This is a genomic window from Pandoraea sp. (assembly GCF_041919235.1).
Classification (GTDB): domain Bacteria; phylum Pseudomonadota; class Gammaproteobacteria; order Burkholderiales; family Burkholderiaceae; genus Pandoraea.
Genome location: NZ_JAYRUC010000007.1, coordinates 155,631 through 169,269, shown reverse-complemented (window position 1 = coordinate 169,269; position 13,639 = coordinate 155,631). Strand labels below are relative to the sequence as shown.

General features: G+C 61.9%; 9 protein-coding genes. 4 read left to right on the top strand and 5 right to left on the bottom strand.

Features of this window, described 5'->3' with window-relative positions:
• Positions 1–2: 2 nt before the first annotated feature.
• Together aspT and ACE3UG_RS07815 are read right to left on the bottom strand one after the other, a co-directional pair.
• Entirely contained in the window at positions 3–1,712 is a 1,710-nt protein-coding gene (aspT, locus tag ACE3UG_RS07820; protein ID WP_374621942.1) for an aspartate-alanine antiporter, read from the bottom strand.
• 993 nt (positions 1,713–2,705) lie between these two features.
• Positions 2,706–3,488 (bottom strand): TerC family protein, encoded by a 783-nt coding sequence (locus ACE3UG_RS07815; RefSeq protein WP_374621939.1) that lies wholly within the window; start codon positions 3,486–3,488, stop codon positions 2,706–2,708.
• Positions 3,489–3,674: 186 nt separating this feature from the next.
• Here ACE3UG_RS07815 and ACE3UG_RS07810 point away from each other — a divergent pair, with 186 nt between their 5' ends.
• Together ACE3UG_RS07810 and ACE3UG_RS07805 are read left to right on the top strand one after the other, a co-directional pair.
• Positions 3,675–4,634 (top strand): LysR family transcriptional regulator, encoded by a 960-nt coding sequence (locus tag ACE3UG_RS07810; RefSeq protein ID WP_374621936.1) that lies wholly within the window; start codon positions 3,675–3,677, stop codon positions 4,632–4,634.
• Positions 4,621–5,694: an AI-2E family transporter gene (locus tag ACE3UG_RS07805; RefSeq protein WP_374621934.1), complete on the top strand. Its 1,074-nt coding sequence runs from the start codon at positions 4,621–4,623 to the stop codon at positions 5,692–5,694. Before ACE3UG_RS07810 ends, ACE3UG_RS07805 begins: the two co-directional genes overlap by 14 nt.
• Before the next feature lie 144 nt (positions 5,695–5,838).
• On the opposite strand, the gene ACE3UG_RS07800 is transcribed toward ACE3UG_RS07805, so the two are convergent.
• Positions 5,839–7,413: a tetratricopeptide repeat protein gene (locus ACE3UG_RS07800; RefSeq protein WP_374621932.1), complete on the bottom strand. Its 1,575-nt coding sequence runs from the start codon at positions 7,411–7,413 to the stop codon at positions 5,839–5,841.
• A 499-nt stretch (positions 7,414–7,912) separates the two neighbouring features.
• Between ACE3UG_RS07800 and ACE3UG_RS07795 the strand changes: the two genes are divergently transcribed.
• The gene (locus ACE3UG_RS07795) at positions 7,913–9,652 is read left to right on the top strand and encodes an ABC transporter permease (RefSeq protein WP_374621929.1); all 1,740 of its coding nucleotides are present in this window, start codon (positions 7,913–7,915) and stop codon (positions 9,650–9,652) included.
• Positions 9,653–9,662: 10 nt separating this feature from the next.
• Positions 9,663–10,979, top strand: coding sequence for an AAA-associated domain-containing protein (locus ACE3UG_RS07790; RefSeq protein WP_374621926.1), 1,317 nt, complete (start codon positions 9,663–9,665; stop codon positions 10,977–10,979).
• A 75-nt stretch (positions 10,980–11,054) separates the two neighbouring features.
• On the opposite strand, the gene ACE3UG_RS07785 is transcribed toward ACE3UG_RS07790, so the two are convergent.
• Together ACE3UG_RS07785 and ACE3UG_RS07780 are read right to left on the bottom strand one after the other, a co-directional pair.
• Positions 11,055–11,939, bottom strand: coding sequence for a hypothetical protein (locus ACE3UG_RS07785; protein ID WP_374621923.1), 885 nt, complete (start codon positions 11,937–11,939; stop codon positions 11,055–11,057).
• Positions 11,940–12,673: 734 nt separating this feature from the next.
• Complete coding sequence (locus ACE3UG_RS07780; protein ID WP_374621920.1) at positions 12,674–13,639, bottom strand: NAD-dependent epimerase/dehydratase family protein; 966 nt, start codon at positions 13,637–13,639, stop codon at positions 12,674–12,676.

Sequence of the window (13,639 nt, the reverse complement as noted above, 5' to 3'; positions counted from 1 at the left end):
TGTTAGAGAACGGCGTTTTTGGTAATGACGCCGACAATGACCGGCCCCCAGAGTGTCAGGAACACGTTGGCCACGGCATAGGTGACGGTGAATGAGACAACCGGCGTAGCGTTGCCAGCCTTGGCCAGCAATGCCGCAAAAGCGGGGTTCGCGCTGCGACCACCGGCAACACACGCCAGCGCCTCAATGGGGTTTTGGATGCGCAGAACGTAGTAAGAGAAGAAGAAAGTAACGACCTGAGGGATCAGCGTAACGGCAACGCCGAGAAAGAACAGCGTCAAACCGTACTGCCTTATAGCAATCAGAGCCTGAGGCCCGGCCCCGATACCCACGACGCCGACAAACACGGCCAGCCCGAAGTCACGCAGGAAGTTGGAGGCGCCAACGGGTAGCGCAGCAAATTTCGGATGTACGCTGCGCATCCACCCAAACAGCAGACCGGATAGCAGGCAGCCGCCTCCGCTGCCGATCGAAATCGGGACGCCCCAGAGTTTGAATTCGATCATGCCGATCAGGATGCCAACCAGCATGCCGATGCCGAAGAAAATGAAATCAGTGACAGCAGCGGCGGTGATCTTGTAACCGATCTTCGCTTGCACCCGATCCAGGTCCACAGGACTGCCTGTGAAGTGCAGTTCGTCGCCAGTTTTCAGTTGCAGCTTGCTCAGCAACGGTAGATCCCGTCCCATCCGCTTTACCGCAGTCAAAAAGACGCCGTGACGCGTTTCGATATTGACGTGGTCGTGAATCTCATCGACGGCTCGGCCACCGAGGGCGCGATTAGTCAGAATGATTTCGCGATTCTCTTCAACCAGCGCTAGGCCATCCGGTGCGGCGACCTCTTTACCGAATAAGTCACCGGCGGTTTTCATGACATCAACCTTGCCGGTCACCGCGATCCGGTCGCCCGCCTGAATCAGTGTTGCATCGGTCAGATCAATTGAAGTGTCATTGCGGAACACAGCTTCTACAGCGGCATCGGAAAGCTCCTTGTCCAGTGTCAGCGCCGTCTTGCCGACCGCCTTGCTGTTCGCGGCTACTTCATAGACGCGAGTGGCGATATCCCTGACAGCATTGAACTGTCCGGGATCGAGTTCCGTTCGGCCTCCCGACATTGCCTTGGCGAGGTTGACAGCCTCCTTACGAATATCCCACTTCATGATCATCGGCAAGAACCAACTGACCATAATGATCGGGCCGAGCGAGCCGAAGATGTAGCAAACGGCGTACCCGACAGCGACGTTGGTCTGCATGGTCTTGACGAGTTCCGGTGACAGTCCCAGCTTTGCTATCGCGTCGCCGGCCGTACCGAGGATTGCGGACTGCGTCAGCCCCCCTGCCGCGAGACCTGCTGCCATTCCCCGGTCCAGTCCAAACATCCACGCAGCGGCCAGCACGCAAAGCAGACCGGTCAGACACATGATGAAGGACGAAGCGAGCTGATTTAGAGAGCGTCGGTTAAGCGCATGAAAGAACTGCGGGCCGCCCTGGAACCCGACCGCATAGATGAACAGTGCAAAAAAGATGTTCTTGATCCCGCTGTCGATATTGACGTCAAGCTGGCCGATGATGACACCAACGAGCAAGGTTCCAGCAATGCCCCCAAGTACGAAGCTTCCTATTTTGATTTTGCCGACAAGGTAGCCGAGGGCAATCGTGACAAAGAGTGCAAGCAACGGCTGGCTACCGAATAAGTGTCGTATGAATTCCATGCTCAGGTTCCTGAAACGGGTAGTGTTGTACCTCTGGATCTGATTCGCACTCCGAAATCTGAAATTCCATATCAGGTTCAGGTCGGTACTGATGTGTGTCCCGATACGGGCGACATTCTCTTGTTGATGATGGTTCTCGTGGAAGTGCAAAGGCACGCGTGCACAGATATTCTCCGGCCCCATTACCCACAGAGTTGGACCATATCGGGGCGTAAGCCAGAGGCCACTCGCAGGAAGCAAGGCCAGTTCCAGCGGCAATCCGTGAATACCGGAAAGTGGACTCAGTAACGCGACTCACTTGGTCTGGACTGAACTTCCCCCAGTTTTCGGGGCAGCCGAAGTATAGTGCTCCGTTTTATCCGGGTTGATCGAAATTTAGCTAAACTTTTGATGTTAAGCAATCTCTGATTAGCTTCGGTCGAATGTCTATCATTTTCAAAAACTTACCGCATCTCACGCCGAATCATAATGCGCAGGTCAGAGGTTCGATTTCCTGTTTCGCCACGAAATACGAAAACGGCTTCCAGCAATGGAAGCCGTTTGCTGTCGCGCCGCAAAGCTACCGTTTTCCCGCAAATCGATTCATTCACCGACTTCGCGGCCAACGTTCGGTGCTCTAGGCCGAACGTATTTTTCCAAGCAACGTCAATCGGGGTCGAATATCTCCACTGTTAACTTCGTCTTACGACGACGATCGTCGCAACCGCGACGCATCGTGCGATTGCCATGCTCATGATCGTCCCAATACGCTTGCGAATCCTGGCGATAACGCCTGTCGTCATCCCCGCACGACGACTGCGCCGCCCCTCCCCCCAACACCGTCCGTACGCTCGATCAGCTTGTCCAGTTCGCCGCGAATCAAACCTGCATTTCCATTCATTCAACCTCGCAAACGCCGAACTTCATGGACATAAAAAAACGGTGCCGATTTTCACCGGCACCGCGCTCATCTGCTGATTTGCTCACGTTTTCACGTGCTCACGTCCGCACCGCTCAGTGCAACACGCGGGTCTCCTTTGCCTTGCGACGTGCCTTCGCACGGCGCGTCATCATGTTCAGACCCTCGACGAACGCCGAGAATGCCATCGCCGCGTAGATGTAACCCTTCGGGATATGCGACCCAAAGCCTTCCGCGATCAGCGTCATACCAATCACCAGCAGGAAGCCCAACGCCAACATCACCACCGTCGGGTTCGCCGCAATGAAGCGCGAGAGCGGCCCCGCCACGAACAACATCGCCGTCACCGCCGCAATCACCGCGACAAACATGATCGGGATGTGCTCCGTCATACCCACCGCCGTCACGATACTGTCGATGGAGAACACCAGATCCAGCGCCAGGATCTGCATCACGGCCGAGCGCGCCGTGATCGTCACCATCGCACCCGCCGCTGACGTGCCTTCTCCCGACACATCCTCATCGTCCGCCGTCGACGCCACATGGTGATGCATCTCCTTCGTCGCCTTCCATACCAGGAACAGCCCCCCCGAGATCAGGATCAGATCGCGCCACGAGAATCCGTGGCCGAACATCTCGAAGAGCGGCGTCGTCAGCTTGGCAATCCACGCCACCGTCCCAAGCAACGCCAAACGCATGATCAACGCCAACGCAATGCCCATGCGCTGCGTGCGCGCACGCATCGATACCGGCAGCTTGTTGGTCAGAATAGAGATGAAAATCAGATTGTCGATGCCAAGCACCACTTCCATGACCACCAGCGTGACAAGCGCCGCCCACACCGCCGGATCAACCGCCAAAGCAAGTAGATAGTCCATATGTGCGCCAGAGTTTCCTTAGAGTTATCGGAGCGCCCACTCTCCCCAGCAGCGGACGCCTCCCTTCATTTTTCCGCACAAGTTCACAGAGCGCGGATTCAGGACAGCATCATCCTAGATCTCATGCTTCGCAAAAACCAGCTATATACTTCGCAATAGTTCGGTTTTTCCGAAGTCCACATCAATATGTTGAACTACCGTCATCTTTACTATTTTTGGGTCGTCGTCAAGGAAGGTGGCTTTGCTCGCGCTGCGGAACGCCTCGATATGGCCGTGCAAACCATCAGCGCCCAGGTTCGCGAGTTGGAGAAGACGCTTGGCCATCAATTGCTCAAGCCCGCCGGGCGCGGGGTTGCGATGACCGAGCCGGGGCAAGCGGCCTTTCGGCGTGCCGAGGAAATCTTCCGCCTCGGTCAGTCGATCCCCGATGAAGTCCGCGAAGCCGCAAGCGGCCGCGCAGCAAGGTTGGCCGTCGGGCTGGCCGACGGCATCTCGAAACTGGCTGCGCACGCCATTCTGGCACCCGTGCTCGACACGCCATCGCTGCGGCTCGTGTGCCACGAAGGCGAACACGAACAACTGCTCGGCGAACTCGCGCTGCACAAGCTCGACCTCGTGCTGGCGAGCCAGCCGGCCCCCTACAACCCAACCTTGCGCCTCTCGAGCGAACGCCTGGTCGAATCACCCGTCGACTGGTATGGCCCCGCGTCGCTCGTGCGCAACGCGTCGCGCGACGCGTTTCCTCAGTGCCTGGCCGACCTGCCCACCCTCCTGCCCACCGGTCATTCCGCGCTGCGCGCCCGGCTCGATCAATGGTTCGAGGCACAGGGCATTCGCCCCAATCTCGTCGGCGAATTCGAGGACAGCGCCCTCATGGCGGTCTTTGCCACGCGTGGCATGGGCGTTTTTCCATTGAGCGAGGCGGGCGCGGGCGACATCTCCCTGCTGCGCGGCCTGCGCTGGCTCGGCCGCCCCGACCATGTCTTCGAAGACATCCACGCCATTCGCTCGCGACGCGGCGAAGGTCATCCGCTCGTCGCGCAAATCATCCGGGAATTCGGCCCGAGCGCCGATTCTGATATAAAAACGACTGGCGTGCCCTCCAGGCCGCAGTCACCTGCAAGGAAACCTCATGACGAGCCATAGCGACCAGCGCAAATTCTTCCACCTCATGCTGTTCGTCGTGACCGTCGTGTTCGGGTGGATTCTGTTTCCGCTGTTCGGCGCCATCTTCTGGGGGACGATCCTCGCCGTGCTATTCCTGCCCGTGCAGCGCCGTATGCTCGGCCGCCTGCGCGGTCGGCGAAACCTGGCCGCGATCGCCACGCTTGCGCTCATCATGCTCATCGTGATCCTGCCGCTCACGCTCGTCGTGGGCATGCTGACGCAGGAAATCAGCACAGCGCTCGTTCGCTTCCGTGCCGATCTGCCGCAACTCACGATCGCCTTCCAGCAGTTGCTCGACCGGATGCCCGCGAACGTGCATCGCCTGATGGACCTGGCCGGCGTGCAGGACGTCAACGCTATCCAGCAAAAGCTCGCCGACGGCGCAGCCCAGATCGGCCGTCTGGTCGCCGTCCATCTCTTGAGCATCGGCCAGAACACAGCCCAACTGCTCGTGAGCTTCGGTGTCATGCTCTATCTGCTGTTTTTCCTGCTGCGCGACGGCATGATCCTCGGCACGATGGTGCGACGCGCCATACCGCTCGACGAACGTCACAAAAGCCAACTGCTCCGGCAGTTCACCACGGTCGTGCGCGCAACGGTCAAAGGCAACATCGCCGTCGCCGTGGTGCAAGGGCTGCTCGGTGGCTTCATCTTCGCGGTGCTCGGCATTCAGGGCTTTGTGCTTGCTGCCGTCGTGATGGCATTCCTGTCACTGCTGCCCGCCGTGGGCGCGGCCGTCGTGTGGGTGCCCGTCGGCGTATGGCTGCTGGCCTCGGGGGAAGTCTGGAGGGGTGTGGTGCTGTTTGCATTCTGCGGCACCATCGTGAGCCTGGTCGACAACGTGCTGCGTCCGATTCTCGTGGGCAAGGACACGAAGCTGCCCGACTGGGTCGTGCTGATCTCCACCCTCGGCGGCATGTCGCTCTTCGGCTTGACGGGCTTCGTGATCGGACCGCTCATCGCCGCACTGTTCATCGCGAGCTGGAACATCTTCACGCGTCTGCGCGACGACGACGCCAATCAGGCCGATGCCGGTTGATACCGGCTCATACAGGCTGATACCGGCTGATACCGGCAGCCATTGTCAAAATTTTGCGGGAATCAGCGGAATTCGGCCGGCACGAGCGCCAACCCATGCCGGCCGACCCGGCGCCAAGCCGAACGGCGTCGCCCTGCATCGACCTTACTGCGCCGCCACTGCCGCCCGAGTTCCTTGCACAAGGGCAGTGAGATCGGCCTCGACCTGCGCCATCACGCCATCCCAATCGCCGCGTTGCAACTGGCGGTAAAGCCTGAGCGACGGATACCAGTCGCTGTCCCTGCGCGACAACTGCCAACGCCAGTCGGGCGTGAAGTCGATAAGCCCCCAGACGGGTTTGCCCAATGCCGCAGCCAAGTGCAGCGCCGCCGTGTCTGCCGCAATGACGAGATCCATCTGCGCGACGACCGCCGCCGTCTCGGCAAAGTCGCTGAGCTTCGCCCCGATGTCGCGTACGTTGGCATACTTCGCCAATTCCGTGCGCTCGTCATCGGTTGCGTCGACCTGCAACGCGTAGAACTGCGCGTCGACGCCGAACACCCGCGCCCATTGCTCGAGTCCCCCATCGCCACGCCCAGGCGCCGAATGCGAGCGCCACACGAAGCCCACCCGCAACGCGCCTTCCGGCGGCTTGCCGAGCATCGATCGCCAAATCATTTCCCGCCCGGCACTGGCGCGCAGATACGGCGAACGCACCGCCACGTCGCTCCCCACGTTCAACAAATGCGGCAAGCTGAGCAGCGGCAATTGCCAATCGAACGACGGCACCGGCATACGCTCGCCCAGCACCGTCACGCCGCGCGCGAATCCGCCAAGCAAGGTGACGAGCGGCGCCTGCACCGACAGCACGACGTTCGCGCCCCGTGCAACCAGACGCGGCACGAACCGAGCGAACTGCAGCGTATCGCCAATCCCCTGCTCGCTATAGACGAACACCGTCTTGCCTGCGAGCGGCGCGCTGCCGTCCCAGAGCTTGTCGCTGAAGCGTCGCTGCTGGCCACCGTCCTGCCAGCGCCACTCGAAGTCATGCCACCCGTGCTCGTAATCGCCCAGCAGCAGATGGGTCTGCGCCCGGTTGGTGCGAGCTCCCGCATGCGTCGGCGCGAGCTTCACGGCCTCGTGCAGACACTGCAGTGCGTCGGTGAACGCCTGCCGCTCACGCAGCGCCACGCCAAGATTCACCAGCGGATCGGGCTGCTGCGGGGCAATGGCGTTCGCCAACCGGTAAGCGTCGATCTCTTCGTCGTGGCGGCCGAGTGCGCCGAGCGCGCGCCCTCGGTTGAAATGCGCCTGCCACAGCGCCGGAGCCTTGGCAGACGTGCGCTCGAACCATACGAGCGCGCGCGCGTTGTCACCCGCCTGCGCCCAGGTCAGGCCAATGGTATGCATCGTGCCAATGACGTCCGGCGACTGCTGCACCGTTGCTTCGAAGAGCGCCTCGGCGCGCATCTGACGCCCGGCCTGCAAGCTGGCCATCGCTGCGTCGAAGCTCGCCTGCGCCCCCGGTTGTGGCACAAGCGCGATCAGGCGATCAAACGCGTCGGCGGCCGACTCGAAGGCGCTCGTGCGCAATGAGACATAAGCCAGCCCCTCAAGGGCAGGCAGAAATTCCGGAGATTGCTTCAGTACTTGGCGCAACTCGACAATCGCTTCGTCGAGCCGGCCGGCGGCACTCAGTTGTCGTGCACGCTCGCAACGCGCATCCAATGGCGTCGTCATGCGGCGCATCCTTGCTTGTCTTGGTATTTGAGGGGACGGGCCGGCATGCGACACGACAGCCCGAGCGTCCTGCCACCCAGGCCACAGGCGCCGTAGCCCGATCGAGCGGTGCACACTACACGACCGCACGGCGCGAAGCAAGCCGTGGGAATTGGTCTGCGCAACGCCCATAAAGTTCACATCCTCAAAGCAACATTCTCGTGCTGGCGCGACCGCAAAATTACCGGCCCGAGCCCGCGCCTGCGCAAGGCAGACAAACACCGCGCGCGCTCAGCGGTATCGCCTGTCGGAACGCAACCCTACCGCAGTGCAACATAAAAACCACAATCGCTCGCCCCAGACCCGGTTTGCCAGTCTGCGGCACGCGCTTTAACATATTTTTACCGGGCAATCTGGTAGCATCCGCTGCCGTCCTTGCGCGCGCGCACCGTCGCTGCCGTGCCACGCACCGACGTCGAGTCCTGTTATCTGTCCGACCCCTCATCCTCACGAGGTCTTGATGACGCGCGTAGCCCGTCCGTTCATCCCCGCCACTGCGCGACGCCTGCTGCCCAACCGCTGGGATTTCATTGCCTTCCCGCTCATCATCGGATTTCTGATGGTCAGCTCGTCGGGCATTCGCCAGACCTGGGCGCCGCTTGCCGACCTGCAGACCGAGGTCATCTCGCTGAACCCGGCCAACCTGCCCGAGTACGCCTTGCGCACCACGCTGCGCATGCTCGCCGCGATGGTCGCCTCGCTCGTCTTCACGCTCGTCTACGGTACGCTCGCGGCCAAGAGCCGACGGGCCGAGAAACTGCTGGTGCCGATGCTCGACATTCTCCAGTCGGTGCCGGTGCTGGGCTACATTTCGTTTACCGTCACCTTCTTCCTCGCCCTGTTCCCGGGACGCGTGCTCGGCGCCGAATGCGCCGCCATCTTCGCGATCTTCACGAGCCAAGCGTGGAACATGACGTTCTCGTTCTACCAGTCGATGCGTACACAGCCGCGCGATCTGTCGGAGGTCGCCGTGAATCTGCGCCTCTCGCCGTGGCAGCGCTTCTGGAAACTCGATGTGCCTTACTCGATGCCGGGCCTCATCTGGAACATGATGATGAGCATGTCGGGCGGCTGGTTCTTCGTGGTGGCGTCCGAAGCGATCACCGTGGGCGACAAGACCGTCACGCTGCCGGGCATCGGCGCCTATCTCGCCACAGCCATCGTCCAGCGCGATCTGCACGCCGTAGGCTGGGTCATTCTGGCAATGGTGGTCGTCATCGTCATTTACGACCAGTTTCTGTTCCGGCCGATGGTCGCCTGGTCCGACAAATTCCGGCTTGAAGACACCGTCTCGCAGGCCGCGCCCGAGTCGTGGGTGCTCAATGTGATTCAGCGCACCCGGGCGATTCAGTTCCTGCTCCGCCCGTTCGGCAAGCTGCTGCGCACGCTCGCCCACATGCGCCTGCCGATCTCGCTGCCTGCCGCGATACATTCGGAATCGAAGACCGCGCTCTCACGTGTCATCGACGGGCTTTGGGCCGCGTTACTCGTGGTGCTCGGCCTGTCCGCCGCCTGGAAGATCTGCGCGTTCGTCATGGCCGAAGTCGGTGCCTCCGAAGTCCTGCACGTATTCGGCCTCGGCCTGATTACACTGATTCGTGTCGTGGTCCTCATCGCACTGGCGTCGGTGGTGTGGGTACCGCTGGGTGTGCTGATCGGGCTGCGTCCGAAGCTTGCCGAGCGTATTCAGCCGCTTGCCCAGTTTCTCGCCGCGTTCCCGGCCAATCTGCTGTTCCCGATCTTCGTCGTGGCGATCGTCCACTTCCACGCCAATCCGGACATCTGGCTCTCCCCGCTCATCGTGCTGGGTACGCAGTGGTACATCCTGTTCAACGTCATTGCCGGTGCGACGGCCTTCCCGAACGACTTCAAGGAAGCTGCGACCAACTTCCGCATTCGCGGCTGGCAGTGGTGGCGTCAGGTGATGCTGCCCGGCATCTTCCCCTATTACGTGACGGGCGCGATCACCGCGTCGGGGGGCGCGTGGAACGCGTCCATCGTCTCGGAATACGTGCAGTGGGGCGACGACAAGGTCGCCGCGCACGGTCTGGGCGCATACATCGCCCAAATGACGGCCGCGGGCGACTATCCGCGTATTTTGCTGGGCATCGCCGTGATGGCGCTGTTCGTCGTACTGTTCAATCGCTTGCTGTGGCGCCCGATGTACGCCATCGCTGAAAACAAGCTTCGCCTGAATTGAAGGGGCCGTGATGCCGAACGATACCCAACCGATCGCCGGAAAAGAGATCTTTTCGCTCGCCAACGTCAGCCGCGGCTTCCGCAAGGGCAGCGACGAGCGTCAGGTGCTCGACGGTGTGAATCTGCAACTGCACGAAGGCGAAATCGTCGGACTGCTCGGCCGCTCGGGCTCGGGCAAGTCGACGCTGCTGCGCATCATCGCCGGTCTGATTCAGCCGAGCGCGGGTGACATCCGCTACCTCGGCAAGCCGCTCGAAGGCCCGCCCGAAGGCGTGGCGATGGTGTTCCAGACCTTCGCGCTGTTCCCGTGGCTCACCGTACTTCAGAACGTGGAAGCCGGGCTGGAGGCACTTGGCGTCGAGCCGAAGGAGCGGCGTCGCCGCGCGCTCGCAGCCATCGACTTGATCGGTCTGGACGGCTTCGAAAACGCCTATCCCCGCGAACTCTCGGGCGGCATGCGCCAGCGTGTGGGCTTCGCCCGCGCGCTTGTGGTCAACCCCACGCTGCTGCTCATGGACGAGCCTTTCTCCGCACTCGATGTCCTGACGGCAGAGACGCTGCGTACCGACCTGCTCGACCTGTGGAGCCAGCGGCAGTTGCCGATCAAATCGATCCTGATCGTCACGCACAACATTGAAGAAGCCGTCTTCATGTGCGACCGGATTCTGGTGCTGTCGTCGAATCCGGGCCGCGTGGTGGCCGAGATCAAGGTGCCGTTCCCGCATCGTCGCAACCGTCTCGATCCGACCTTCCGCAAGATGGTCGACGACATCTATGCGCTGATGACGTCGCGCCGCAACGCACACACCACGCAAAAAATACCGCTGGAACTCTCGAGCCCGCTGCACGAAGTGTCGACCAACCTGATGGCCGGTCTGCTCGAAGCGCTCGCCGGCCCGCCTTACAATGGCCGCGCCGACTTGCCGGACATCGCGCAGACGCTGCTGCTGGAGGTCGACGACCTCTTCCCCGTCGCGGAAATTCTCGACCAGTTGGGCTTCGCGGAACTCAAGGAAGGCGACCTTTTGCTGACCGTCGCGGGCAAGCACTTCGTGGACGTGAGCACGCAGGAACGCAAGGTCTTGTTCGCCGAGCATCTGCTACGCCATGTGCCGCTCGCCGCGAAGATTCGCGCGGTGCTGCAAGAGCGGCGCGGCCAGCGTGCCCCGCGCGTACGCTTCGAGCAGGAGCTGGAAGACTCGATGTCGGACGATCTCGCGCAGGAAACGCTCGACACGGCTATCAACTGGGGACGCTACGCCGAGATCTTCTCGTATAACGACCACACCGAAACGTTCAGTCTGGAGGACGTGGAAGGCGCGACCTGATCGCAGTTCACCGGGGTACGACTACCGGAAAAATAACGCCGCGCGGGTCGTCCGATCGCGCGGCGTTGTCCTTTATCAGAACGCGTAGCCCGCGCCAATCATCCACGTCTGGTTGATCGTCTTCGAATCGGGTTCGTAGGCGTTCACGCCCGGCTGCACCTGCGTGACGCTCGAACGGCCGTACTGGAAGCGCGACCACTCGTACGTCGCGTTCACATGGAAGTTGCGCGCGATCGCGTAGTCGAGCCCGAAGCCCGCCACCACGACCGGCTTGCTGCCCAGGCTGAACGTGTTCTGCGAGCCCGCGAGCGTCATCGATGCGCCGACCATGGCCCCTGCACGAATGTCGGCGGTCGCGACAAGTTTCGGCGTGACTTCGAGCTGCCCCATGAGACCGCCGCCGATCACGTGATGACGATATCGCTCATAGAAACCATAGGGATCGCGGCTACTGTCTCGAATCCAGTCCCGATAGCTGTAGCTCACGTACGGGATCACCTGCGCATTCCAGGTGCCGAGTTGGAATGGGATCGCCTTGCCGGCCTTGAGCGTGACATCCGTGGTTGTCGAACGCGTGGTCATCGTATAGTCCGGCTGGACGACACGGCCCGCGAAATCTTGCAGATAACCACCGTAATCGACATTGCCATGCGCCACGCGCACCGAGCCGCTGAAGTACAGGTTCGACACGCCGAACAACTGGCGCTGGGTCGACGCCCCCAACGCGAACGCGGCAGTCGTCCCCCGCTCGGCGTCGCTCTTGCCGGGCGCGATGTTCTCCCAGTAGTGCATCTGCTGGGCACCTGCGCCGATCCAGACCTGATTGTTGGCGCGCAGCATGGCGTCCTGCGCTTGGGCATTGGCCGCGCACGATGCTGCGACAACGACGGCGAATACGGCGGGCTTGATGGCCGCTCCCCATTGGCCGCAAACGATAGTGCGGCAAGTGTTCCGCGTCATGACACGTCCCTCCCAGGCGTGATCTCTACAACGACTCGGAAGTGGCCATCGACGTGGCCACCGTTTGCACGCATTGTTTCAGCGCGTGCCGCGGCGCGCAAGCGGGGAAATGTGGAATCTGCATTCGCTTCGCAGATCAAGAGTCACGCGCCGCGAGACACTGTGTACGCCTACCCGAGCGCCAGGCCGCTGCCGTTGGGGCTGGCGCCGACAATGTGTGTGTTGCCCTCGCTCAAAGCCGTCGCCGAGACATGTGATGCGTCGACGCAACCGTGTCAAAAAGGCCACACCTATCGGTAAAGATACTGATTCGCGGTCGTTTTTTTGCGGTCGCATAATCGGGCGAGAACCTGCGCGTCATGCACCGGGGGGCGCATCGACGGCGTGTCATGCAGGTTCTTTCCGCGGCGAAGACCGTGCATCGGATCCGAGAAGACGCAACATGAGCTACTACCATTCAAAAGAAGCTGGCCGAGTACGAGCCTTCAGCCTGACGCCCGCCTACCGCTGGCGCCGGCGTGCCTACGCTGTGGCATGCGCGGTTCTCGCCGCACTCACCTACTACGCGGTCCACCACCCGAAGTAAGCCTCGCGGCAGGACCCGCGCACAATGAAACAAGGCGCGTACGACTCGACATCGCACGCGCCTTGTTCGAACCGTCTTCTCTTTTTCTACCCGCGCCCGGAGACCCGTCGGCGTGACCTGCCGCGTTTCGGCACCCTCAGCTCGCTCGTCACGCAGCGTGTCCGAGTGCCGGGGCGTGCCAGTCGAGCGGTACGTTGGCGAGCATGTCGTCGACCATGGCGTCCAGACCGAAGGCCGGCTGCCAGCCCCAATCGTAGCGGGCATGCGTGTCGTCGAGCGTGTGCGGCCACGTCTCGGCAATCGCCTGACGGAAGTCGGGGGCGTATGTCACCGCGAAGCCCGGCACGCGGCGCGCGATGGCCGCCGCCAGGGTGGCCGGATCGAAACTCACGCCAGCGACGTTATACGACGAACGCACACGCAGCCGCGAGGCGTCTGCGCCCATCAACGCCAGCGTGGCGCGCACCGCGTCGGGCATGTGAATCATCGGCAGCGTCGCGTCTTCCTTCAGAAAACACGTGTAGGTCTCGCCGCGACGCGCGGCCTGAAAAATCTCGATGGCGTAGTCGGTCGTGCCGCCGCCCGGGGGAGTCTTGTAACTGATGACGCCCGGATAGCGCAGACTGCGAACGTCCACCCCGAACTTGGTGAAGTAGTACTCGCACAGACGCTCACCCGCCTGCTTGCTGATACCGTACATCGTGGTCGGATCCATGATGGCGAGCTGCGGCGTTTCGACCGCGGGCGTATGCGGGCCGAACGCGGCGATCGACGAGGGCCAGAACACCCGCAGTCCCGTGCGCTCGCGCGCCAGTTCCAGCACGTTGAGCAGGCCGTTCATGTTGAGCGTCCAGGCCTGCAGGGGACGCGTCTCGCCCGTCGCCGAGAGCAACGCCGCCAGATGGAATATCTGGGTGATGCCGAAGCGCTCGACGAGCGCGGCCAGACGGGGTGCATCAAGCACGTCCAGGGTCTCGTAATGCACCGGATGACGCGACGGCCCCGGCGCGATATCCGTGGCGACGACATGCTCGTTGCCATACTGCGCGGCGAGGGCTTCGACGAGTTCGCTGCCGATCTGCCCGTTGGCGCCGATGATGAGGATGCGTTCCAT

Excerpts from the sequence above, each read along its gene's own strand:
- ACE3UG_RS07815 (WP_374621939.1), bottom strand. The coding sequence starts at position 3,488 with ATGGACTATCTACTTGCTTTGGCGGTTGATCCGGCGGTGTGGGCGGCG.
- aspT (WP_374621942.1), bottom strand. The coding sequence starts at position 1,712 with ATGGAATTCATACGACACTTATTCGGTAGCCAGCCGTTGCTTGCACTC.
- ACE3UG_RS07805 (WP_374621934.1), top strand. The coding sequence starts at position 4,621 with ATGACGAGCCATAGCGACCAGCGCAAATTCTTCCACCTCATGCTGTTC.
- ACE3UG_RS07780 (WP_374621920.1), bottom strand. The coding sequence starts at position 13,639 with ATGGAACGCATCCTCATCATCGGCGCCAACGGGCAGATCGGCAGCGAA.
- ACE3UG_RS07795 (WP_374621929.1), top strand. The coding sequence starts at position 7,913 with ATGACGCGCGTAGCCCGTCCGTTCATCCCCGCCACTGCGCGACGCCTG.
- ACE3UG_RS07810 (WP_374621936.1), top strand. The coding sequence starts at position 3,675 with ATGTTGAACTACCGTCATCTTTACTATTTTTGGGTCGTCGTCAAGGAA.
- ACE3UG_RS07800 (WP_374621932.1), bottom strand. The coding sequence starts at position 7,413 with ATGACGACGCCATTGGATGCGCGTTGCGAGCGTGCACGACAACTGAGT.
- ACE3UG_RS07790 (WP_374621926.1), top strand. The coding sequence starts at position 9,663 with ATGCCGAACGATACCCAACCGATCGCCGGAAAAGAGATCTTTTCGCTC.
- ACE3UG_RS07785 (WP_374621923.1), bottom strand. The coding sequence starts at position 11,939 with ATGACGCGGAACACTTGCCGCACTATCGTTTGCGGCCAATGGGGAGCG.